Origin of the sequence: Spirochaeta lutea, from assembly GCF_000758165.1 — a bacterium.
GTDB classification, from domain to species: Bacteria; Spirochaetota; Spirochaetia; order DSM-27196; family Salinispiraceae; genus Spirochaeta_D; species Spirochaeta_D lutea.
Window position 1 is genome coordinate 1 of record NZ_JNUP01000072.1, and the last position, 24,424, is coordinate 24,424.

The following is a 24,424-nucleotide window of genomic DNA, read 5'->3' on the forward strand; positions in this document are numbered from 1 at the left end:
GATTAAGCAACCTTTTTTCTGTAAATTTCTTTAAAAGCAGGGCGATCATTAGACTCGGGTAAGTACCGTTTTTCATTCTGCCATTGATCGTTCTGTTCGATCAGCATGGCCGCCGCAAGGCGAAGCAAACTATCGGCATTAGGGAATACGCCTACGACCTTTGTTCGCCTTTTTATTTCTTTCATTTGACGTTCAGCCAAATTTGAGGTTCGTAACTTCCTCCTGTGGTTTTCCGGGATATGAAATACGCTTAATCCCTCCCGGAGATTTTCATCAGCCCACTGGGCAAGACGGGGCTGGGTCTTCTCATACTTTTCTACCAGGCTCTGCAAGTACCTTTCGGCGTTCTGTTCATCTGGGGCATTGAAAACCTTGCGGATTTCCGCCGCTACCGCCGGGACATCGTCTTTCCTTGTCACGTAACCACGAGCATTTTGCTGCAAGTGAAATTGACACCGTTGCCACAAGATTCCAGGAAACACAGCATCGATAGCTGCTCGAAGACCCGCATGGTCATCACTGGTAATCATGGTCAGACCATGGAGCCCTCTACGAACCAGGCCTTCTAGAAACGATCGCCAATTTACCTCCGCTTCGCTATTGGCTACTTCTGTGCCCAAAATCTGACGTTTGCCTTCATAATCGACGCCTATGGCCATCAGTAGGGACTGTTTGACCACTTTCGAGCCTACACGCACTGATTCATATGTAGCGTCGAGCACGAGATACTGTATTTGTCCTACCGGCGAGGATCGCCAGGATGTTGCCTCTTCATCCAGCTCCTTCGCCAATCGACTTACCTGTGAGGAGCTCACCTCGGTGCCGCATAGGATTTCTACGATATCTGAAACCCGTCTAGTACTGACCCCTTTTACGTACATCTCGGCTATCGCAAGTTTTAAGGCTCGTTCACTCCGAATACCCTTTTCGATACAGCTGGGATAGAATTCCAGTCCGCGGACTTGAGGTATCTTGAGTAATACCTTCCCGGTAGCCAAAGCCAAGGTTTTGTTCTTAAACCCGTTGGCGTAGCCCATTCGATCTTCGGTCCGCTCATAGGGTTCGGCCTGAAGGGTTTTGGCTCGCTCAAGTTTCATTGCTTCGTTCACTACCTTTTCTATCACCTTAGAAAATTTACTGTCTTCCTTGGTGGCTAACATTTGGATCACTTGCTCTAAAAGTGTATACTCTGATTGGTAGGCCATCGGGCTCTCCTTATGGTTTGTTTCGTCACTTACCATTTGAGCCTGATCGGCCTGCTTTCTTCAACCTAATTTACAGAAAGAATTGTACACCAACATCCGAAGATTCGGTCCGCAATATCCGCAACGTTCAGTTCGTCATAGGCACCCAAATCATGGGCAAGCTCCTGGCAGCCTATCTGCTTGAGCCCGCCAGCGAAACCATTTCTCGACAGATCATTCAGTCCGGAGGAATCGATCTGATGCTCTGGGAGCTGGGAACCCAGGAAGTCAGCACCCTCGGCCGGGTTTCAAACCTTTCCAAACAGCTCTACCTTCAGGGTGGGTGCTTCGTGGGACTCTATCGAAACGGCCGGCCCCTCATCAATCCACCGGGCACCATGGCACTAGAGCCCCGAGACAGGGCAATCCTTCTCACCCAGGTGTAACGCTACCCTAGTGCGCAAAAGGTTCTATGAATGCCCCTCGGCGATACCACCCATGGGTGGACTCATAGGTCTCTCCGCTATATCCGGTGCCGTTTACAACCCTTGGCGCGCTACATAACGGTAAAAAGAATACAGCTATTCACAGCCTCTCTACAGTCCTCCCGTCCTCTTCGCCTCAAGACGTACGATAAAAGGACGAGAGGTACTTGGCCGTCCGGCTATCCCGACATCCGGGGAGCCCCGCTGCCGGCCCCTGGTACAGTACCCGGCCCCCTTCCTTTCCGGCCCCGGGCCCGAGGTCCACAATCCACTGGGCATACTTAACTATATCCATATTGTGCTCTATCACCACCACGGTATTCCCCGCCCCCACCAGATCCTGGATGAGAACATGAAGGGTTTGGATATCCCCCCGATGCAGCCCCCTGGTTGGTTCGTCCAAAATATACACCTGTCCTCGGGTGCTCAGCCGGGCGGCCAGTTTCAGACGTTGGGCCTCTCCGCCCGAGAGGGTCGATAAGGCCTGACCCAGTTTGAGATACCCCAACCCGACCCGGAGCAGCAGTTCAAGCTGGGCTTTTATCTTCGACTGGCTGAAAAGCTCCAGGGCCTGATGGGCGGTCATCTCCAAGACCTCATCAATACTCACCCCGGCATAGCGGTAGGTTAACACCTCAGGACGGTAACGCTTACCCTGGCACTCGTCACAGGGGGTCTGAACTGCATCCAGAAAAAACAACTCGGTGGAAATGACCCCCTGACCGCCGCATTTTTGACAGGCGCCCTGGGAGTTAAAACTGAATAAGGACGCAGCCTGACCGGTAGCCTTGGAAAACAGCCTCCGTACCGCATCGAACATGCCCGTATAGGTAATCAGATTGCCCCGGCTTGTACGTCCGATTCCACCCTGGTCCACCACCACTGCCTCGGGGTAGGCGGCGATAAACTCCTGGTGCATCAAAGTGCTTTTTCCGCTTCCTGACACACCCGTAATACAGGTAAAGGCTCCCTGGGGAATCTTTACAGAAATATCCTGGAGATTGTTGGTGCGGGCGTGGTGTATTTCGTAAAACCGGCTGAACTCCTTCCGGGAAGGGATGACGGCCTCGTCTTGGAGAAGCCTCCCGGTAATGGAGGAACCCCCGTGTAAATCCCCCGGAGAACCCACATACACCACCTCCCCACCCTGGGCACCTCCACTGGGGCCCAGATCGACAACCCAATCAGCTCCCCGGATGATGGTCGGATCATGCTCCACCACCAGGACGGTATTTCCCCTGTCCCGGAGATTCCGCAATAACGCCAAAACAGCCTCGGTATCCCGGGGATGAAGGCCGGCGGAGGGCTCGTCCAGGATGTAGAGCAGATCGGTCAGGTCACAATCCAGCTGACGAGCCGTTTTAACCCTCTGACTCTCCCCCCCAGATAGGGTCGACACCGGACGCTCCAGGGTCAGATACCCCAAGCCGAGCCGTATGAGCCCCTGGAGCAGTATGCGAGCTTTGGGGAGAATGGATTGTCCCAGGGGATCAGAAATCCCTTCCAACCACGGAAGCAGATCAGCCAGCTCCATGGCACAGAGCTGACCAATATGCCGGTCCCGGATACGCGACTCCCGGGCCCGGGCATTAATACGATGGCCGCCGCAGTCGGGACAGGTCCCATAGGAAAAATACTCCTCGTACACAGAGGTCTTTTTCCCCCCTCGGCTGGATTCCACAGGTTCCCCCCCCTCGGCCTCTCCCTTGGCGGTTTTTAAGCGGACAAGTCTCCGGGCAAATCCTTCCCAGTTTTTGATATAGGTTTCCACCCCGTGGGGTTTTGTAACCGGAACGGCTTCGGTATCGAGAAGCAGGTGCAGCTCCTGGGGGGTGAATTCGGATAGGGGTTTATCCGGGTCAAAAAGACCGATGCTTACAAGTTCCCGCCATAAAAATCCCCCGGGCCTGCATTCCGGATGATCCAGCGCGCCGTCCCTCAAACTCCGGTCCCAACGCAACAACCGTTCGCGGTTCACCTCTATGACCGTACCCAATCCGTGGCAGGCGGGACACATCCCCTCGGGATGGTTGAAGGAGTAGAGAAAACTCGGTCCGATCTGGGGCTGGGCCAGGCGGGAGAACAATAGTCGGAGATACGTCAGTATCTCCGTGGCGGTCCCGAGGGTGCTGCGCAGATTCGATCCCATGGGTTTTTGGTCGATAAGAATGGCGGTAGAAAGGTTGGTTACCTCATCCATATCCGGTCTGGACAGCTTCGGCAGGCGTGAGCGGGCAAAGGTAGAAAAGGTCTCCACCAGCTGCCGCTGGGCCTCGGTGTACAGGGTATCAAAAACCAAGGATGATTTCCCCGAACCGGATACCCCGGTGAACACCACAAACCTATGCTTGGGTATCTCAACCATGATATTCTTGAGATTGTGGGTTCTTGCACCCCGGACAACGATACATGATTCAATCATAACGACCTCCTGCCCAGCACAATACAGAAATCGTCAGGGGTGGGGACAAGGTGGAGGCTTTCAACATGACCGAATATGGATATTCCACGGTGAGCTCGGCTGGGGAGCATGAAGCGATTCACATCCGGTTCCCCCAGGGGCTCTCCTGCCCCAGGCTTGCCAAACTCATGGGACGCCACCCCAATACCCTCCGACGATATGAAGAATGGGGCTTCATTGAACCTGTTCGCCGGCAGCCCAACGGATACCGTATATACACTCCCAGACAAATCATTCAAGCCCTGTTTGCGGTCACGGCCCTACGGGCAGGCTTCCAGGACTGGCAGGGCCGGAGACGGGTAAAATCCATGATTTCCCTCATTGTAGAAGGATCATATTCCGAGGCTTCCATCCTCTTGGACCATCACCGCCGGGACCTGGAGGAACGGCTAACCCATGCTCTGGAGGTAAAGGAGATTGTAACGTCCCGGGGAGCCTGTTCTCCGGGGTGTACCCAACCGAATACCGAAACACCCGGCCTTTCCCGAAAGGCAGCCGCCGCAGAGCTGGGAATTTCCCCCCATACCATCCGGGATTGGGAACGAAATGCTCTGGTAACCCCGGACTACGGTAAGCATCACTGGCGGCTCTACCATCCCCACCACCTGGATCAGCTGCGGATCATTCGCATGCTCCGCCAGGCGGGTTACAGCTACATGGGAATACTAAGCCTGCTTTATGGCTCAACCAGCAGCGAAGACCTGACCTTTGCCCGGGATACCTGGGATCAAACCTTGACGAGATTAATCGATGATTCCCGACGCATGGATGAGTTACTCGCCGAGCTCATCCTCCTAAAAACAAGATCCATGGGGCTACCCCTGGAAGGGTAACCATCGGGGGCCCGTCCAAGGGGTAGCTCCACCGGCGTTGAAACGCCCTCGGTCCCGTACTCCCTAGCCGGGCCCATCACCACTCAATAATTCCACCTGCCACCGTCAATCCGGCCCCTACCGAGCAGAGCAGCACCCGCTGTCCCGGTTTTAACAACCCCTGCTCCTCCATATCGCTCAAACACAGGGGAATGGTCGCACCGGAGGTATTGCCGTACTTCTCGATGTTGAAAAATACCCGCTCCATGGGGATGCCGAGTTTCTTTGCTACCGCCTTGAGAATCCGCCGGTTTGCCTGATGGGGTACAACCCAATCAATCTGATCCAGGGTTAAGCCCTGGGCCTGGGCTGCCGCCTCAATGATCTGGGTGAAGGCCGTCACGGCCCCGCGGAACATCCGTCCGCCATCCATAAACCAGTATTCATCCCCGGGTTCTAGGTCCGTCCCAGGGGGGTAGGCGCTGCCACCCGCTTTTCGGTAAATAATATCATAGCCCTCGGAATCGGCCTGCAGTATGAGATCCCCGAGCCTATGGCTGGCGGAGGGCTGCCCCCCAGGATTAGAGGACAGCACCGCTGCTCCGGCCCCGTCTCCGAAAAGGAAGGCCGTGGCGCGATCCGTTTTATCGGTAAATCGGCTCATCACCTCTCCGGCTACCACCAACACATTGGTGTATCCTCCGGTCTGGATGAACTGCCGGCCTACCGACAGGGCATAGAGCCATCCGCTGCATGCCGCAGCAATATCGAAGGCCGGAATGGTGGTGCACCCAAGTTTTTGTTGGAGAGCGCAGGCAGTGGCCGGCAGGGGCATATCCGGGGTTGTGGTTGCCAGAATAATCAGGTCCAAGTCTCCGGGGGTGATTCCAGCCTTTTTAAGAGCCTGTTTACTCGCCTGGAAGGCCAGGTCGCTGGTACTTTCCTGATCGACCCACCGACGTTCCTTAATGCCCGTCACCTTCTCTATATAGTCCTCTGTAATATCATCAAAATCCTGTAGGAAGGCAGAGTTCGCCACGACCTTGCCCGGGACGTAGCTCCCAATTCCGCGGACAAAACATGGCAAGAGTCCCCCTGCACCATTTGAGGCCGCCTCCTTCGCATCCAAATACCCCCCGATATCCGCCGCAGTCAGCCGACCCTCAGGGCCGGTGCCGGGTATCGTTGCGAGTTCAGCCTCAGTAATGTTGTTATCCCGAACCATCTTCTTTAACCGGGGACTGAGCTGGGTTCTCGAGGCACCGGCGGCATTTCCTCGGGAAGGTCCGGATGCAGCGGTGCTGCTTCCGGAACCGGCACCGGGGCCGCCACCCTCGGGAGCCGAAGCATCCCCCGGACCGGCTTGGCCTGGCACCGCGGTACTACCGGCACCTGCGCTGCCCAAATGATCCTCTGCACCAGCCCCGGAAAGATGCTTCACATCATGGTCCGAGGTTTCCACGGTCAAGAGAGTCGCCCCCACATCCACCACATCACCCTCATCACAGGCTAAGGATTCAACAGTACCGGCACAGGGGGCTTCAAAGTCCCAGGTGGATTTCTCGGTTTCGATATCTGCAATATGCTGACCCTTGGTGATGGTATCACCCGGTTTCACTAGCCAGGCTACAAGAATTCCATCTACGATAGATTCACCGACAAAGGGCATGGGAATAGATGCAATAAACGTCTGCTCACTCATAAAAACCTTCCTTAAACCTTTTTAAGCATAGTTACTCAGTACGCCAGAAGCTCGCGCAGGGCTGTCTCAATCCCTGCCCTACTGGGTCTGTACACCGACTCAAGCTCGGGAGCAAAGGGTACCGGTGTATCCGGTGCAGAAATCAGGCGGGGCGGAGCCTCCAGATCAAAGAAATTCCGCTGAGCGATTTCGGCAACGATGCCGGCTCCTATGCTACCGGTCTTCCACGACTCATGCACCACCAGCAGCTTGTGGGTCTTCTCCACGGATGCACTGAGGGTATCAAAATCGAAGGGTTTGAGAATCCGCGGATCTACAACCTCAATAGTATAATCACCCTCAGCCTCGATGGCTGCTACCGCAGCAAGGCATTCATGCATGGCGGCACCGTAGGCAACCAGGGTCAGATCCCCGCCCTCTTTATAGATCCGGGCCTTCTCCAGGGGATCCACTCCTCCGGAGAATTCAATGTCCCCTTTCAACCGGCGGTACAGGTACTTGCTCTCAAAAAACATCACCGGATTCGGATCGTACAAGGCGCCTATTAGCAGGGAAAAGAAATCCTCGGCAAAGGAGGGATACACAATCTTCAACCCGGGAAAACTTCCGAACATTCCCTCCAAATCCGCGCTGTGGAAGGGCCCGTAACTCAGCCCCCCGCCCGTGGGCATCCGAATGGTTACGGGCAGTCCCAGTTCATTCCGGAAATAGTAACTCCCGGCATTTACGCCTATCTGGGTCACCGCATCCGTCGCAAAATCGGAAAACTGCATCTCGACCACCGGACGCAGGCCCATTTGAGCGGCGCCCACGGCGAACCCTGTGAAACCCGACTCTGCCAGGGGCATGTCCAATACCCGGGGCCGACCGTACTTCTCAAAAAGCCCCTTGGTCGCCTTGAAGGGCCCCCCGTAGGTCCCCACATCCTCCCCCATGAGAATAACCGCCGGATCATGCTCCATGGCGTGGTCCAAGGCCGCATTCACAGCCTGGACAGGGGTTACTCCCTGGAGAGAGAGGGGCGGCAGTCGGGGGGTATCCTCTCCCCGGGACGGTGCGTAGGCCGACCAATTCGTTTTCTCAGGGCTCACCTTAGCAAGGCCGATTGCACGGTTGGACTCCGTTGAAATATGTTCCTCCCACTGACGCTCCAGGGATTCCAATTCCTCAGGGGTGGACAGCTCCTGCTCTATAATGTACCGGCGCATAACCTCAAGAGGATCCTCTTTCCTCCAGGCTTCCAGGTCTTCCCGGGGAACATACTCCGCAGTGTCATAGGCAGCATGTCCGGCTAGCCGGTAGGTAATTGTTTCCAGAATGTAGGGTTCCGGATGGTTCCGGAGTTCTTCGGCAATCTCGGCTACCTGGGTGTAGACCTCCATGGCATTGGTAGCTCGAATGGTCTTTCCCCGAATCCCATAACCAGCGGCTCGGGAAGATAGGGACTCGCAGGCATACTGGTGTTTTATAGGGGTAGAGTAAGCCCATTGGTTATTCTCTATCATGAAGATCACCGGCGTTCCTAATACTGCAGCAATATTCATAGCCTCATGAACATCCCCGGTACTGGTCCCGCCGTCTCCAATGATCGCTAATCCCAGGGATTCTATTCCCTGCTGGCGCCGAGCATGAACTGCACCAACCACATTAGGAAGCATGGTGCCTAGATGGCTTACCATGGGTAGCAAACCCCGTTGAGGTGCGCCATGGTGAACGTTTCCATCCTTCCCCCCTGTTGGACTTTCCTCATTGGCCAGATAGTGGTTAAACATATGGAATACGGATAAGCCCCAGACCAGATATCCGCCGAAATCCCGCTGCATAAAATTACAGATATCCCGCTGGGGATCCAGAGCCATGGTGGTTCCTACAATGGCCGCCTCATTGCCTTCGCCGCTGGTAACCGTACCTTTTACCAGTTGCTCGCGATACAATTCCCAAAGGCGGTACTCGCTCTTCCGGGAAAGAAACATGTAGTTATACATTTTAAGAGCAATATCAGACTTCTCAAGCATTTCAACTCCTCACCTGCAACAGCATACTACCGTCTTACTGGTTCCCAAACCCTACCATGGAAACACCACCTCGGCTACGTAGAAAAAGCCAAGTCAGGGCGATTTGCCTACCATTATCTCTAATTCAAGGAGGTACATTCCCTGTGGAGAGGATAGTTTTTATTAGTGCGCGAGGCTTGTAACCTCCGGTGCTGAGGCCCCTACCTGGGGTGTGGTCCCAATCCGGAGCGACCATATCGGACGTTCCTTACATTCTTTTGCGCACCATACACAGGTTTCTCCCATCCCAATGGGCCCGGTGGAAAAAAGCCCCTTCCCCTCAGACGCTCCTCGGTGCATCCATACATAAAAGCCCCCCGGGGTTCCGGGGGGCTTGGTTAACACAGCCATCAATCCTTTTGATGGGCTAACACTGACTGGGCTGCTGCCAGCCGGGCAACAGGAACCCGGAAGGGAGAACAACTTACGTAGTTCATCCCTGCACGATAGCAGAATTCAATTGAGCTTGGCTCGCCTCCATGCTCGCCGCAGATCCCGATCTTCAAATTCTTATTAGTGCTTCGTCCCTTGGATATCCCGAGTTCTACCAACTGACCAATTCCGTCCTGATCAAGCTTCGCGAAGGGATCATCCTGGAGAATGCCCTCCTGGATGTACTGGGGCACAAAACTACCCACATCATCCCGGCTGAAACCATAGGTCATCTGGGTCAGGTCATTGGTTCCAAAGCTGAAGAAGTCTGCATACTGAGCCAGCTGGTCAGCTACCAGGGTGGCCCGAGGAACCTCGATCATGGTACCGATCTTATAGTCAACCTCCGCCTTGGTTTCCTGGAGTACCTGCTTAATAACCTCCTCAGCATGCCCCCGCATGATCTCCAGCTCGCGGATGTGGCCGACCAGGGGAATCATTATTTCCGGAATGACCGCGACCCCCTTCTTGCTCACGGCTGAGGCGGCACGCATGATAGCCTCCACCTGCATCCGGTACACCTCCGGGAAGGTTATTCCCAACCGGACACCCCGGTGTCCGAGCATGGGATTTTCCTCGTGTAAACTCTTGATTTTATTCTTCAACTGGCCCGTCGAAATACCAGCAACCTTGGCTAGTTCTTTTATGGCCTCATCCGTCTTAGGTACAAACTCATGGAGGGGAGGATCTAAAAGCCGGATGGTTACCGGAAGCCCGTTCATCGCCTGGAAGATTCCTTCAAAATCCTTCTGTTGTAGGGGAAGCAGTTTCTTTAATGCCTTCTGCCGGGCCTCTAAATCGGCGGCAACAATCATCTCCCGGAAAATCCGGATTTTATCTTCCTCAAAGAACATATGCTCGGTACGGCACAGACCGATTCCCTCCGCGCCGAAGTCTCTGGCACGCTTGGCGTCCTGGGGAGTATCTGCATTGGTTCTGATTCCGAATCCCTTAAGGCCCCGTTGGGCGCGGAAGCTATGGTTTCGGATCTCGTCAGCCCAGGATAAGAAGGTTGTCAATTCTCCGGTAACCTCAGGCTCTACCAGTTCCATCTGGCCTTCAAAGACCTCCCCGGTAGCACCGTCCAGGGTAATCCAATCGCCCTCTTTGTATTCCTTACCCTTGGCTACCATTTTTTTGCCGACGATCTGCACTTCCTTACAGCCGGCAACACAGGGGGTTCCCATACCCCGAGCTACAACCGCCGCGTGACTGGTCATTCCTCCGGTGCTGGTAAGAATTCCCTCTGCGGCATTCATTCCGCCGATGTCTTCAGGACTTGTTTCCGGGCGGACGAGCAGTACCTTTTTACCCTTTTCGACCCATACTTCCGCCTCATCTGCGCTGAAGACGATCTGTCCGGTGGCGGCCCCAGGACTGGCATTCAAGCCCTTGGCGATGGGTTTATACTGTTTTTTTACCGCGGGATTGATAGCGGGATGGAAGACCTGTTCTAATTGTCCCGGAGTTACCCGGCCGATAGCCTCTTCCTTGGTGATAATTCCCTCACCCACCATATCCACTGCTACCTTTATAGCCGCGGCACCGGTTCGCTTCCCGTTCCTGGTTTGCAATAGATAGAGTTTCCCCTGCTGAATGGTAAACTCCATGTCTTGCATATCCCGGTAATGGCCCTCGAGGCGGTCCTTTACATCAACGAGCTGTTTATAAATGACAGGATTGGTATCCTCCAGGGTTGAAATTTTCAGGGGCGTTCGAATCCCCGCCACAACATCCTCACCCTGGGCATTGATAAGATACTCACCGTAAAATTGCTTCTCACCGGTGGATGGGTCGCGGCTAAAGCATACCCCGGTTCCTGAATCATCCCCGAAGTTACCGAATACCATGGCCACCACGTTGACCGCAGTGCCCAACAATCCGTCAATATCGTTAAATTTCCGGTATTTTATGGCCTTATCATTCATCCAGGAACCGAATACAGCATCGATGGCTTCCCATAGTTGAGTTTTGGGGTCCTGGGGAAAATCCTCATGGGTATGCTTCTTGTAGACCTGCTTGTAGAACTTCACAACCTCTTTCAGGTCGGCAGCATCAAGGTGGGTATCCTCTTCAACACCCTTTTTATATTTGACCTTCTCAAGTTCCTTTTCAAATGCCTCATGGGGTATGCCCTTCACAACGTTTCCGTACATATTGATAAAACGCCGGTAGCTGTCCCAGGCAAATCGTTCGTTCTTCGTAATAGTATGCAGACCTTCAACGGCTACATCGTTGAGACCAAGGTTCAGAATGGTATCCATCATACCGGGCATCGAAACGGCAGCGCCGCTCCGAACCGAAACCAGCAACGGATCCTTCGCGTCACCCAGCTTTTTACCCTCGATGGTTTCCAAGCGGTGCAAATGCTCCTCAACCTCTTCAACCAGATCATCAGGATGTTTTCTGCCGTGCTCATAGTAGGCAGCGCACATCTTGGTGGTGATGGTGAATCCCGGTGGAACAGGGATGCCTAGATTTGTCATCTCTGCCAGGTTGGCACCCTTTCCTCCCAAGAGGTCCTTCATCCCGGCAGAGCCTTCCGCACTGCCGCCGCCGAAAAAGTACACGCGTTTTTCAGCCATACCCATACCTCCACTATCATGGTTTATGTCTCCGAGACACTGCAAAGCCTCTCGTTTTCATCCTTGCTCCGGAAACCGGGGCGGCATAGGTGATGATAAACAACAGGCCTTGCAAGGCCTTCGTCATCTACAAGGGTACGACCACTTATGAAGGCTGTCAAACTAAAAAAAGAGCTCCGAATTATTCGGAGCTCTCTTGGGAAGGGTACGTTGGAAGGGCATCCTGGCCGTGATCCATAGAACCAGCCGGGGCTTCTTAGGCGATGTAACTCTCTAAAAACTTAGACCTTGTGGGGTGCTGAAGACGCTTCAGGGCTTTTTTCTCAATCTGCCGAATCCGTTCCTTCGTAAGGTTGTACCGGTCCCCGATTTCTTTGAGACTCAGGGGGCTTCGCCCGTTCAGGCCGAAACGGTACTGAATAATCTCCGCCTCTTTCTCTGAGAGGGTTCCAAGAATCATATTAATATCGTTCTTCAATGCATCGTGAATCAACACCTCATCTGGGCTCTTGTACACCGTATCCTCAACAAAATCACTTAAAACCGAGGAGTCTTTCTCGTTATACACCGGCGTCTCTAGGCTCACATGGTCCCTGGCAATGCTTACCAGGTCATGAACATGCTCAGGATTCATATTCAGCATTTGAGCAATCTCCTGAATCTCCGCCGTCTCACCCTTGGTACCGGTAATCTCCTTACGGACCTTTTCAATCTGAACCAGCTCATTCGCTCTATTCAGGGGAAGGCGGATCATCCGGCTCTTTTCACAGATAGCCTTCAAAATTGCCTGCCGGATCCACCATACGGCATAACTGATGAAATGATATCCCTTATCTACATCAAACCGTTCAATGGCGTTCATGAGCCCGATATTCCCCTCGCTGATCAAATCATCCAGGGGCAGACCCTGATTCTGATACTTTTTAGCTACATTTACCACAAACCGGAGGTTGCTTTGAACCAACATATCCTTGGCGTGCTTATCACCATCTCGTGCCGCCCTGGCATACTCATTCTCTTGTTCCCGGGTCAGCAATGGAATCTTATTGATTTCCTTCAGGTACACACTCAAAATATTTTCTGCATCGGTTGCACGGTTCTTTTCTGCTACTGCCATGGTTGTATCCTCCTGGGTACATATTTGCAATAGGCGTGCCAAAATTGTATTTTTTTCATTAATCTCCTATCTTCTTTCTTTAAAGGGATTTAAACGCCCGGTCAACAAAAACGGAACCACACCTCCAGACAGACAGCGGGTACTTTTGACCCATCTTGCCTTCAGACTAGAAATTGTGGGTCAAAAGTAAACACACACTGTGATTTATAAAAAAGCCTGCGCCATTTTGCTCCGCTTTTTATCACATATAGTGATTTCTTAATACACGACACGTGGTAGGAGACCTCCCTGGGCCTCGGAATCTCCACCGTCCAACGGGTTTCTTACTTCAAACCCCATCACCATAAAAAATATTCTTGACCCTTCCCTAGGGAACACGTATATTTCAGACACACGAAAAGAGCACTAAATAAGACTCAAAATTGATTCAGGAGGATTAGAATGAACATAAAACCCCTAGGTGACCGTGTACTTCTCCAGGCTGAACAGGCCGAGGAAAAAACAGCCAGCGGACTGTACATACCCCAAACCGCCCAGGAAAAAACCCAGATTGCCATCGTTCGCGCTGTCGGCGATGATACCGATGCAATCAAGGTGAAGGTCGGCGACCGGGTTATGTATGATAAGTATGCCGGAACCCAGGTAAAGATCGACGGCGAGGACCACCTCATCGTAACCATGGGCGATGTCATTGCTATCGTAGAGTAATCCCTACCGGGTCACTCCAAAAACCGCTCAGGCTGCTCTGAGCGGTTTTTTTTTGGCCCGGATTAGAAACCGCGCAAATCATTGCTTAGTGCGCAAGAGGTTGTAAACTACACCAGATATAGCGGAGCAACCGGTAACTCTACCCTTGGGTGGGGTCGCCAAGGTGAAAAGGTTCACCCTTTTGCGCAGTATAAGATCATTGCACCAAAAACCCGGCCTTGGGCATCCATTCAGGAATAGAGAAAGGATTCGATGTCCTTGAGCAGCAACCGGGATTCTTTGATACTCCTCCTGGTTTCAGGGAGGCTGCCGGTAAACATACTTCCGTAAGATTTTTGAATGATTCTCGGATCGGTTACGAGAACAATCCCCCGGTCACTTGCCCGGCGCATAAGTCTCCCAAACCCCTGTTTGAACTTCATCACCGCCTCAGGAATACTCAATTCAATAAACGCATTCCCACCCCGGGCTTCAATAGCCTCTGCCCGGGCAATTACTACGGGATCCGTAGGCACCCGGAAGGGCAACCTGCAGAGAATGAGCAATTCCAGAGAACTCCCGGGAGTATCCACCCCTTCCCAGAAGCTATCGGTAGCAAAGAGCACGCTGGAGACATCATCCCGGAAGGTTCGCAGCAGCCGGGTCTTATCATCATCCCCTTGGCGGAATACAGGAATGCCCGCCTCATCCAAGGCTGGTTTTACTGCGGCAAACACCTCATTTAGCATGGCGTAACTGGTAAACAGAATCAACGCCTTCCCCTCGCTGATGAGCACCGCCTCTCGTATCAGATTTACCAGGAAGGGATTGTAGGCCGGGCTCTGGGGTGGCGGAGCATCTGCGGGAATCCCCAGCATAACCTGCTGCCGATAGTCAAAGGGGCTGGGGAACACTGCCTGCAATGGCTCCAGCCCCTGTAACCCTACCTGGTTATCGAAATACTGAAAACTTCCCTTAATCGAGAGGGTCGCGCTGGTCATGATTACCGTGGGATAGGGTTCAAAGACGGTTTCCCTCATCATAGTCCGGATATCCAGGGGCGTGATTGTCAGCCGTATGAAGCGTTCCCCCGTAGTAGGCACTCGGTTTTTATCAATCCAGAACACCCGATCCGGCTCCTGTTCGTACTGCTGAAAATCCTGACAGACGGCTGCAGCATCCTCCAAGCGGCGGAGAATGATCTTTACATCATGAACCTGGGGCAGCTCAAGATCCTCTTCACTGAGTTGTTTCAGTTCCTGAACAACATGGTCAGCCAATTCCAGGATGGCCTTCTGTAAGCCCCGAAGCGGGCCGAATATTCCCTGGGAAAGATCCCGGTATTCCTGACTGAAGCGCCCCTCCCCCTGGGCAAGGGCAGGATGGAGACGAAGACTGGATTGCTCCCCGAGAAACTGGAGGATTGCAGCCTCAGTACTCCCCAATGCCTCCCGGACGCCCTCAATCAACGCCTCAGCCTGGTTCACCTCCAATCCCAGAAAACTACGCAGGGCCTGAATGAGCCCGAAGGATCTGCCCTGTTTCCGGCGGAGAAGCATGGTAAGGTACTTATGCAGGGTAAACCTGCTCAAAGTCCGGGAGAAGTAGCTGGTAGCAGAACCCTCAATGGTGTGGGCCTCGTCGAAAATTACCCTGGAAAAAGGCGGCAGAATCACCGTAGATTCAAATCCCATTCCCCCGGAGCGCATACTGGCATCGGCGAAGAACAAATGGTGATTGGTAATGATGATCTGTGCCTGAGCAGCCTCACGCCGGGCCTTGAGCAGGAAGCAATGGTCCCGGTTACGGCACCGTGCCCCGGAACAGGAATCCGGATCTGAGTTAATCCGGCTCCACAAGGCATCGGGAACATAGAAACCGAGGTCGGTCCTCATTCCGGTGGCGGTAACCCGAGCCCATTCGACCACCCTGTTGAGCTCGTCATCTTCCTCCCGGAACAGGGAATCTTCTTCCTGAACCTCTTCCAGGCGGTTCAGACAGAGGTAGTTGTTACGGCCTTTGGCAAGCACGGTTTTAACCTTGGTACCCAGAAGCCGCTCCACCGTGGGGATGTCTTTTTCGATGAGCTGGTGTTGAAGGTTTATGGTAGCCGTACTAATGACCACCCGTTGATTGTTCTGCTGAGCCCAGGCCATGGCTGGAATAAGATAGGCGAAACTTTTCCCCACCCCGGTACCAGCCTCCCCCACCACAATGCGGTCCTCATTGAATCCTCGGCAGATCATGGATAATAGAGCGACCTGGCTCTCCCTGGGTTCGTAGTCCTGCCCGGCTTCCCGTTCCAGGGCTCCCCCCGGCTCCAATATTCCGGCCAGGGACTGCTCATTCAACAGGGTGGGTTCAGGCTCACGGTAGGGCTCGGTTATGACATATAACCCCTCGAGAGCGGAATCCACTATCCAACTGCCGATACCCCGCTGGGCAAGCTCGCTGGCTACGGAAAGATCAGCGTTACTCGGGTAGAGCGTATTTGAGGGATGATTATGGATGATCACATCACCGCGGTTCATGTGGGGCATGGGGGCCGGAACCATGGAAGTTCCCCCCCGGGCAGCGACTACAAAATCTGAAATACATACATCATCCCCGACCTGGCAGACAAAGAGCACCTCCCTGCCCTGGGTAGCCTGAATTTCCCACCGCATGCGGTTGCGAATTTCCTCAGGTATCCGCGAAGAGGCCTTTGTATTGTCTCGTTGCTCCATCCCTACCTCAATAGTGTTGCCGGACAGCGGAAACCAGTTCAGTGAGTAACCGTCGTAGGCGGTGTTCGGCTTTTTTACCCGTATCCACTACCTCGCTATGATCAAGCTCCCCCTGCCCAAGACCGGCAGCCTTGTTGGTTACCACCGAAATACCACAAACCCGCATCCCCAGGTACCGGGCGGCAATAGCCTCAGGCACGGTGGACATCCCCACTACATCAATACCCAAGGTTCTATACGCACGAATCTCCGCAGGGGTTTCGTAGCTCGGACCGGTTACCGCACCGTACACCCCTTCAGCGAGATGCGGATCAATCTCCTTCGCTAACCGACGCAGGTCCGGAGTGTACACCTCTGACATATCCGGGAAACGGGGCCCCAGAGAATCATCATTGGGTCCCATTAAGGGATTTGCTCCCAACAGATTAATATGATCCGAAAGCAATACCAGATCACCGGGCGCCAGGTCATGACGGATTCCCCCAGCAGCATTGGTCAGAATTATGGTCTGAACCCCAAGACTCTTCAGCAAAAAAATGGGAAGCACCACCGTATCCATGGGATGTCCCTCATAATAATGAAACCGTCCAGCCATAACAGCTGTTTCCGGCCCCAGGCGGAGCATGCCTGAATGACCGGTTACGGTGGGCACCGGATATCCGTCAATCTCAGAAAAAGGAATGGTATCGCCCTCAAATTCCTCAGCCAAACTCGATAACCCGGACCCCAGCACCAGCCCCACTTTAGGGCTGTATTCGTTCTTTTTCCGGATGGATTCCAATGCCACCTGTACCATTTCTTGTCTATTCTTAATCATGCCACCCTCCGTAAGATCCCCGGAATCCTCCGAGCAGTGTATGCACCGAAGTGGGATCCCGGATACCAGGCTCAAATCTGCCCCGGTATTATATTGACGATACATCTACAAGACTTTTCAGTATACACATGTTCTGCCCGTGGTGCAAAACAATCCATGGCTATTGGGGGGTGGTACAATTGACAGGTCCCCATCAGGCCATGTAGATTGACGACAATTTCACACACCAATACACCAAGAGGAGGTACGGGCATGAACCCCATAAACGTTGCAATTCTAGGAGCCACCGGCACAGTAGGCCAAAAATTTATTACCCTGCTCCAGGGACATCCCTACTTCCGTATTCATGAGGTGGTGGCCAGTCCACGCTCCGCGGGGAAACCCTACGCAGAGGCAGCAAGCTGGAAACAGGATATTCCCATTCCCCAGGATGTGGCACCCATGGTGGTTAAAAGCCTAGAGGACAGTCTAGAAAGCACCATTCTGTTCTCAGGCCTGGATAGTTCGGTTGCAGGGGAGGCAGAGACCCGGTTCGCAAAGCAAGGCCACTTTGTAATTTCCAACTCTAAAAACCACCGCATGGACCCGGATGTGCCCCTAATCATCCCAGAAATAAACCCTGAACATTTTGAAATTATTAAAACCCAACCCTATCAGGGTGCTATTATTACCAACTCCAACTGTTCGACCATGTTTCTTTCCATGGTGTTAGCCCCCATCCACCGAGAGTTCGGAATCGAGGCTGTACAAGTGACTACCATGCAGGCAATTTCTGGGGCCGGCTACCCCGGGGTACCTAGTCTGGATATTCTCGGAAACGTCGTACCCTTCATCGGAGGCGAGGAAGACAAGCTCGAGACTGAGCCCCAAAAGATTCTTGGGACCTATACCAACGGAACCATCATTCCTGCAGATTTCCACGTCAGCGCCCAATGTAACCGGGTCCCGGTCATCGACGGCCATACAGAAACCCTTTCCATCAAACTCAAAAAGAAGGCCAGCCCCCAGCAAGTCGCCGAGGTTTTGGCATCCTTTTCGGGAATGCCCCAGGAACATAAGCTGCCCACCGCTCCCGAGCACCCTATCATCGTAATGAGCGATGAAAACCGGCCACAACCTGCCCGGGATATCTGGCTGCAGGGCGGCATGGCAACCATGGTGGGACGGATCAGGTCCTGCCCGGTTTTCGACATTAAAATGGTAATAATGGGCCATAATACTGTCCGAGGAGCTGCAGGTGCTGCAATTTTAAACGGTGAAGCCCTGGTAGAATTGGGGTATCTCCAATGATTGTTCTCAAGTTCGGAGGAACCAGCGTCGGTTCAGCTGAGGTCATTCAAAACGCCATAACCATAGCCTGGAGTCAGGCCGACCATGCACCGGTGGTCGTTTGTTCCGCCATGGCAAAGACCACCGACACCCTCGTTCGCCTCGCTCAGGCCGCCTTGGACGGGCGGGAGGATCAGGTTCGCCGAGAGCTGGACCTTCTTTCCACCCTCCATCTCGACGCCCTCGCGGGCCTTACCTCCGGGGAAACCCGGAGCACCGGACAAGATCTCATCCAGAATCTCCTGGATGAACTCTCCAGCTTAGCCCGAGGCCTCCTGTTGATTCAGGAGGTCAGCCCCCGGAGTAAGGACGCCCTTCTGAGTTTCGGTGAGAGGCTTTCAACGACCCTTATCTGGCTGGCATGTGTCGAACGGGGGATTAGCGCTGAACTGTTGGACAGCCGGGAATTCATAAAAACCGATGAGAAATTCACCGAAGCATCCATTCTCCCCCAGGCGACCCAAGAAGCCATAACGGCCCGGGTCAAGCCCCGAAACAACCACCTCATTATTTGCCAGGGGTTTATTGCCTCTACCATGTCCGGGGTCACAACCACCCTGGGGCGCGGTGGATCGGATTACAGCGCCACCATCATTGGTGCCGCTCTCCAGGCTCAGGAGGTTCAAATCTGGACTGATGTAACCGGAATCATGACCACCGATCCGAGGCTCATCGCTTCGGCAAAAACCATCAGCGAAATCAGTTATGAGGAAGCCGCGGAACTCTCCTTCTTCGGCGCAAAGGTAATTCATCCCTCCACAATCCAGCCGGCAGTAGAAAAAGAAATCCCTGTTTTGGTTAAAAACACCAACGCACCCGAGCAACCCGGAACACGTATTTGTCGAACGGTGAAAAACCGGGGTATCCAGGCCATCACCGGAAAGAACGGTATCACCGTTGTCACCGTTCAATCCAGCAGAATGCTCAACGCCCATGGATTTCTGAAAGCCATCTTTTCCGTGTTCGAGAAACATAGAATTAGTGTTGATCTTGTATCAACCTCCGAGGTATCGGTCTCCATGACGGTAAACCGTTTCGAGCCCAGCCTTGAACAAGTCATACAAGAACTTCAGAGTTTTTCCCGGGTAAACGTCGAGCCGGACCACGGGATAGTTAGTCTGGTAGGAACCGACCTTTGGAAAGAGGCCAGTTTTACCGCCAGGGTATTTGCCGCACTTCGGGACATTCCTGTACGAATGATCAGCCTCGGATCTTCGGATATTAATCTCTCGGTAGTGGTACCCCAGGAAAACCTTGAACAGGCCATAACCCTTCTGCACCAGGAGTTGTTTCCCCAGGGTGAAAAAGGATAGAATAAACCATGGACTTTTTTGAACGCTTGGGAGACACCATACGTGAACTCTTTGATGAGGATACCTCCTACCAGGATTCAGATTTCAGACATGCCTGGGATGAACTCAACGATTACCTAGATGAAAATACCGGTTCTCAAACCTCCCATGGATCAAACCAGTCATCCAAGCCTGGTCAGTTCAATCCCCGCCCGGTAGACGGGTTAGTAAAGGATTACAGAAACCTCGAATTGGCTCCCGGTGCCGATGCTGCTCAGGTTCGCCAGGCCTACCGGAAGTTGTTGGTAAAATATCACCCCGACCGCCATGCCGCTGATGCGGGCAAACAAAAGATTGCCACAGAGATTACAGCAAAACTCAACGAATCCTATAACCGGATCATGCAGCATCTGGGGGAGAAATAATCACACCCCTGGGTAGGCAGGCCTCAGGGTACCGCCCCGGACTTAGCGGACTCATCGGCCGTTCGGAGGTCACTCCAAACCGTACTCATGAATTTTTCGGTGCAGGGTTTTCCGCCCGATACCCAAGACCTCGGAGGCCTTGCTTTTATTGCCCTTCTCTGCAGCAAGAGTAGCCCGGATTAATTCCCGTTCGGCATCCGCCATGGACGCTCCAATGGACAGTTTAATATAATCCCCCTCATTATCCTGTCCAATGTGGGGGGGAAGGTCGTCAAGGGTGATGATATCCCCCTTGGCAAGCACTACTGCGCTCTCGATGGTGTTCCTCAGCTCCCTGATATTGCCGGGCCACTGATACCGATGGATAGCGGCCCTGGCTTTCTGGTCGATGCCATGGATGATCTTGCCGTTCTCCTCTGAAAATTCCTTCAAGAAGGATGATACCAACAGGGGAATATCATCCTTCCGTTCCCGGAGGGGTGGAATGTGAATATTGACCACATTCAATCGGTAGTATAAGTCTTCTCGAAAGGTTCCCTGCTCAATCTCAGCCTTCAGATCCCTGTTGGTAGCAGCAATAAGACGGACATCGACCTCCACGGTCTGTTCACCCCCTACCCGTTCAAAGCTCTTCTCCTGAAGAACCCGGAGAATCTTTATCTGAACTGATTGGTTGATCTCCCCAATCTCATCAAGAAATATAGAACCGAGATGGGCGAGTTCAAACCGTCCCCTCTTCCGGTTCACCGCACCGGTAAAAGCTCCCTTCTCATGACCGAACAATTCACTCTCTAGGAGACTTTCTGAAAGGGCGGCACAGTGTACCTTAATGAATGCCTTCTCCCTCCTGGGACTCAACCGGTGGATTGCATCGGCTACCAATTCTTTACCTACACCGCTCTCGCCGGTTATCAGAACCGATGCCTTCGTAGGGGCAACCTGGTTAATCATTTCAAAGACTTTCTGCATTGCCGGACTTTTTCCGATGATGTGGTTTGAGAGGCGACGTCCCTCCAGCTCAGCCTGAAGCTGGCGGTGCTGCAACACAAGTTCACGGGTTGAAAGGGCACGGCGCACCAGCAGACTAAGTCTTTCAAGATCCAGGGGTTTGGTCAGAAAATCGAAGGCTCCGTCTCGCATCGCCTGCACCGCTGTCTCAATGGTGCCATGGCCGGTTAAAACGATGACGGCTACCGAAGGCCAATGCTGTACCACCTCATTGAGGAGCTGTTCCCCGGAAAGACGGGGCATCCGCAGATCGGTAACCACCAGATCAATCTCCTCTTGCCTCATGATTTCAAGGGCCTGTTGCCCGTCCACCGCCTGATATACCTGATAGCCGTCTAGTTCCAGGTTCTTCGCAAGCCCCTCGCGGATATTTTTCTCGTCCTCAGCGAGCAAGATATTAAACTTCATCAGCTACCTCCCACTCAGGCTCATCGGTCTCATTCCCCAGCAGATGGGGTTCTTTCTGGGGTACGGGAAAGCTGATGGTAAAGGTTGTGCCCCTACCTTCCTTACTCATCACCGTAATCTCCCCATGGTGTTCCTTTATTATCTTATAGACGAGGGTAAGACCGATACCCGAGCCGAAATCCTTGGTCGTAAAGTACGGCTCAAAGATCTTTTCCATAACCTCCTGGGACATGCCGATCCCATCATCACTGATCCGGAGAATTACCTCATCCCCCTTTTTCTGGGTGCTTAATACCAGGGTCCCACCATCCGGCATGGCGTTCATGGCATTCTTCACCATATTGAGGATTGCCTGTTTCATAAACTTCTCATCCATGAGGATATGGCTCAACCCATCCTCTAACTCGGCCTTCACCTGAATACCGGTCTGCTCGAGTTCATACTGCATAAACTTGAGCAAATCTTGAATGAGACAGTTCAAGCAGCCCTCGGATAACGACATATCCATGGGCCGCACCGCAAACAGAAAATCCACTACAATCTTGTTGAGCCGTTCGACTTCCTCGTTAATGACATCCAAATAGGAGGATATATCCTCGCTTTCCACCCGCCCTTTCTCACGAATCAACCGCTGAATAAGCTGGATATGTATTCCTATGGATCCCAGGGGATTTTTAATCTCATGGGCCACCCCGGCCGTGAGGGTGGTTAAGCTTGCCAGACTTTCAGCCCGGCGTAATTTTGCCTCCCTCCAGCGTTTCTCTGAGATATCTTCGATGTGCAAGATACTTCCTTGAACACGCCCGGCATGAACCAGGGGTAAAATGCTAAGACTGAGGATTTTTGTTGCTCCGCCACTCGACAGGGTAAACTCCCGGTCGCTGACGGTCTCCTGATCCTCAAGATTGATCTGTATAAACCTACTGATATCCGCATCATCGATTATGTCCCAAATGATCTTCTCATACACCTCTGTTCCGGTAAGAGGAAGCAGCCGTTCGGCTGACTTATTACAGACCATGACCCGGTTATTCTGATCGGCAGCAATCACACCATCGGTCATACTATCTAGAACAATCTCAAGACTCTCGTTTTCCCGGGCCAGATCACGGATAAGGCTGTAGATCTGCTGCGAATCGAGCTTCGGCAGCTTATGGAGCGCCCGCTGAATGAACTTACGCATCCTTTAGAATCCCCCCAAAAAATATCTGCTCAAACACCGTCTCCGGACCAATGTTATAACCCTCCAGGCGCTGGTACTGTAGATCGATACGCTGAAGCATTGCCTGGTACCATTCCGGTGAATGGGGTTGCTCTCCCTGGGGTGATGCCAGACAGTTGCGGAATAACCCGCCGGTTTCCTGCAGCACATGACGTACCGCCTCGCGCCGGCTCTGGGGCGGCAGGGCTGTAAATGCAGTCACGAAGGAACGAAGGCGCAGGTAGGCTCCCTCCCCGCCATTTTGTACCAGATCAAACAGGGTTTGCGCGGCTTCCGTAACAGAGAGCTCATCCCCGGTACGTATCCCCAAGAAGACATCCCGGAGACCAGCGTACTCCGACCCTTGTATTCGGAAAATTCGGTTCAGAACCTCCTGCTCGGTCTTCTGACTTCGTTGGGGAAAGGTATATACCCGCAATCGCGATCGTAGAGTTGGCATTAGTCCCGTCAGACGGGTTGTGGTTAAAATGAAGTTGGTTTTTGTCGGGGGCTCTTCCAAAATCTTCAATAGGCTATTGGACGCTGCATCATTTAGCCGTTCGGCGTTCTCGATAATGATTGTTTTGCGTGAATCTCCTCCGGAAATGTGGGTCCATGCCGTCAACCGGCGGATCATATTCACCGTTGCACCATCTGCGGGTAATAGTTGGAGCAGTTTATCGGTTTCACCGTACAGCTTCTCCAAAATCCCCGCTCGCTCCTTCTCCCCCGTCCCGGGTCTTCCCGGCTGTAGGGGATCCAAGGATTCTTCGATCTCGTCGATAATCCGGGATGCCTTACCCAGCTTCTGATCTTCACCTTCCCATAGAAGGGGTTCAAACCGGTTCGTGAGCTTCCGTACCGCCCGTAGGAAGAGATACCGGTTACCTTCTCGATCGTCTCCGGACAGGGATTTTCCGCACAGTCGTATTTCATCCGCAAAATACCGGTGACCGAGCATGAGGGTGTAGGGGCTCATAAGCACCCTGTGTTGCCTGCAGGAGAGGCAGGAACAATTCCACGGAGCGTTTTTTTGTGTGCACGAGAGGCTTCTGGCAAGCTCCAGGGCTGTGCTTAATTTCCCGGCATACTCGGGGCCGTTGAACAGCACCGCACCGGGTAATGCCTGGGTTCCAACATCTTCCATGATCCGGGTAACCACCGCCTCCTGGCCGAGGATGTTTTCAAACATCCACTCCCCCCGATTCTCCGGTGAGTCCTCCATTCAGCACCGCGGCTGCATAGGGGAAAAAGGGAGAGAGCAATCCGTAAATAACACTTTCCTCAAGAATTTGCTGAACTTCAAAAAAAGGCTGAATCTGCATGATAAAAAGCAGGATAAAGCAAAGCAATATGCCCTCAATTAAACCGAGAAATAATCCCAAGGCCTTGTCCAGATTTTGCAGATTCACCCGCTCAATGAGACCGTTCAATCCTGCCTCAAAGAGTTTAAGCACAAGGTACACTAATACAAAAATACCGAGGAACGATGCAACCTGGGTCCAAACGGACTGCCCAAGCCATTGCTCTAAAAACACAGCCGCGACTCCACTGAATATCATGGCAAGCAGAATACCCAGGATCACCGCCCCAACACTCATGAGTTCCTTTACGAACCCCCGAAAGACGGCTCGAATACCTGCTAACCCCGTAATAATTAGGAGCACAACATCAAGGGTAGTTATATTAAAATTCATTC

General features: G+C 53.1%; 18 protein-coding genes. 6 read left to right on the plus strand and 12 right to left on the minus strand.

Annotated features, from left to right (window positions below; genetic code table 11):
* Positions 1-2: 2 nt before the first annotated feature.
* Positions 3-1,205, minus strand: coding sequence for an IS256 family transposase (locus DC28_RS13640; protein ID WP_037545877.1), 1,203 nt, complete (start codon positions 1,203-1,205; stop codon positions 3-5).
* Between the two features lie 152 nt (positions 1,206-1,357).
* On the opposite strand from DC28_RS13640, the gene DC28_RS13645 reads away from it, so the two are divergent.
* Positions 1,358-1,630 carry a hypothetical protein gene (locus DC28_RS13645; protein ID WP_037549898.1) on the plus strand — a complete coding sequence of 91 codons (273 nt, stop codon included), beginning with the start codon at positions 1,358-1,360 and terminating at the stop codon, positions 1,628-1,630.
* 175 nt (positions 1,631-1,805) lie between these two features.
* Here DC28_RS13645 and DC28_RS13650 read toward each other — a convergent pair whose 3' ends face one another.
* The gene (locus DC28_RS13650; protein WP_037549900.1) at positions 1,806-4,091 is read right to left on the minus strand and encodes an ATP-binding cassette domain-containing protein; all 2,286 of its coding nucleotides are present in this window, start codon (positions 4,089-4,091) and stop codon (positions 1,806-1,808) included.
* 65 nt (positions 4,092-4,156) lie between these two features.
* Here DC28_RS13650 and DC28_RS13655 point away from each other — a divergent pair, with 65 nt between their 5' ends.
* Positions 4,157-4,963, plus strand: coding sequence for a MerR family transcriptional regulator (locus tag DC28_RS13655; protein ID WP_037549904.1), 807 nt, complete (start codon positions 4,157-4,159; stop codon positions 4,961-4,963).
* Positions 4,964-5,039: 76 nt separating this feature from the next.
* On the opposite strand, the gene DC28_RS16030 is transcribed toward DC28_RS13655, so the two are convergent.
* The 4 genes from DC28_RS16030 to DC28_RS13680 all read right to left on the minus strand — a co-directional run bounded on the left by DC28_RS16030 (position 5,040) and on the right by DC28_RS13680 (position 12,832).
* Positions 5,040-6,644 (minus strand): beta-ketoacyl-ACP synthase 3, encoded by a 1,605-nt coding sequence (locus DC28_RS16030; protein ID WP_063135622.1) that lies wholly within the window; start codon positions 6,642-6,644, stop codon positions 5,040-5,042.
* 35 nt (positions 6,645-6,679) lie between these two features.
* Entirely contained in the window at positions 6,680-8,659 is a 1,980-nt protein-coding gene (locus DC28_RS13665; RefSeq protein WP_052078921.1) for an alpha-ketoacid dehydrogenase subunit alpha/beta, read from the minus strand.
* 389 nt (positions 8,660-9,048) lie between these two features.
* Positions 9,049-11,715: a pyruvate, phosphate dikinase gene (gene ppdK, locus DC28_RS13675; RefSeq protein ID WP_037549909.1), complete on the minus strand. Its 2,667-nt coding sequence runs from the start codon at positions 11,713-11,715 to the stop codon at positions 9,049-9,051.
* 256 nt (positions 11,716-11,971) lie between these two features.
* Positions 11,972-12,832 carry a sigma-70 family RNA polymerase sigma factor gene (locus tag DC28_RS13680; RefSeq protein ID WP_037549912.1) on the minus strand — a complete coding sequence of 287 codons (861 nt, stop codon included), beginning with the start codon at positions 12,830-12,832 and terminating at the stop codon, positions 11,972-11,974.
* A gap of 441 nt (positions 12,833-13,273) precedes the next feature.
* Here DC28_RS13680 and DC28_RS13685 point away from each other — a divergent pair, with 441 nt between their 5' ends.
* The gene (locus tag DC28_RS13685; RefSeq protein ID WP_037549915.1) at positions 13,274-13,540 is read left to right on the plus strand and encodes a co-chaperone GroES; all 267 of its coding nucleotides are present in this window, start codon (positions 13,274-13,276) and stop codon (positions 13,538-13,540) included.
* Positions 13,541-13,770: 230 nt separating this feature from the next.
* Here DC28_RS13685 and DC28_RS13690 read toward each other — a convergent pair whose 3' ends face one another.
* Together DC28_RS13690 and DC28_RS13695 are read right to left on the minus strand one after the other, a co-directional pair.
* Entirely contained in the window at positions 13,771-16,245 is a 2,475-nt protein-coding gene (locus DC28_RS13690; RefSeq protein ID WP_037549918.1) for an ATP-dependent DNA helicase, read from the minus strand.
* Between the two features lie 7 nt (positions 16,246-16,252).
* Positions 16,253-17,062, minus strand: a complete 810-nt coding sequence (locus DC28_RS13695) for a purine-nucleoside phosphorylase (RefSeq protein WP_037549921.1) — start codon at positions 17,060-17,062, stop codon at positions 16,253-16,255.
* A gap of 252 nt (positions 17,063-17,314) precedes the next feature.
* Here DC28_RS13695 and asd point away from each other — a divergent pair, with 252 nt between their 5' ends.
* The 3 genes from asd to DC28_RS15920 are packed head-to-tail and all read left to right on the plus strand — an operon-like array spanning position 17,315 to position 20,108.
* The gene (gene asd / locus DC28_RS13700; protein WP_037549923.1) at positions 17,315-18,352 is read left to right on the plus strand and encodes an aspartate-semialdehyde dehydrogenase; all 1,038 of its coding nucleotides are present in this window, start codon (positions 17,315-17,317) and stop codon (positions 18,350-18,352) included.
* Positions 18,349-19,704: a lysine-sensitive aspartokinase 3 gene (lysC, locus tag DC28_RS13705; protein WP_037549925.1), complete on the plus strand. Its 1,356-nt coding sequence runs from the start codon at positions 18,349-18,351 to the stop codon at positions 19,702-19,704. The genes asd and lysC overlap by 4 nt, the downstream gene beginning before the upstream one ends.
* A gap of 8 nt (positions 19,705-19,712) precedes the next feature.
* Positions 19,713-20,108: a J domain-containing protein gene (locus tag DC28_RS15920; protein WP_052078923.1), complete on the plus strand. Its 396-nt coding sequence runs from the start codon at positions 19,713-19,715 to the stop codon at positions 20,106-20,108.
* 69 nt (positions 20,109-20,177) lie between these two features.
* Here DC28_RS15920 and DC28_RS13715 read toward each other — a convergent pair whose 3' ends face one another.
* Genes DC28_RS13715 through DC28_RS13730 form a run of 4 tightly spaced genes read right to left on the minus strand, consistent with a single transcriptional unit; the run spans position 20,178 to position 24,422 of the window.
* Complete coding sequence (locus DC28_RS13715) at positions 20,178-21,524, minus strand: sigma-54-dependent transcriptional regulator (protein WP_037549928.1); 1,347 nt, start codon at positions 21,522-21,524, stop codon at positions 20,178-20,180.
* Complete coding sequence (locus tag DC28_RS13720) at positions 21,514-22,707, minus strand: two-component system sensor histidine kinase NtrB (RefSeq protein ID WP_037549932.1); 1,194 nt, start codon at positions 22,705-22,707, stop codon at positions 21,514-21,516. Before DC28_RS13720 ends, DC28_RS13715 begins: the two co-directional genes overlap by 11 nt.
* The gene (locus DC28_RS13725; protein WP_052078924.1) at positions 22,700-23,917 is read right to left on the minus strand and encodes a hypothetical protein; all 1,218 of its coding nucleotides are present in this window, start codon (positions 23,915-23,917) and stop codon (positions 22,700-22,702) included. Before DC28_RS13725 ends, DC28_RS13720 begins: the two co-directional genes overlap by 8 nt.
* Positions 23,910-24,422, minus strand: coding sequence for a CvpA family protein (locus tag DC28_RS13730; RefSeq protein WP_052078925.1), 513 nt, complete (start codon positions 24,420-24,422; stop codon positions 23,910-23,912). Before DC28_RS13730 ends, DC28_RS13725 begins: the two co-directional genes overlap by 8 nt.
* Positions 24,423-24,424: the final 2 nt, after the last annotated feature.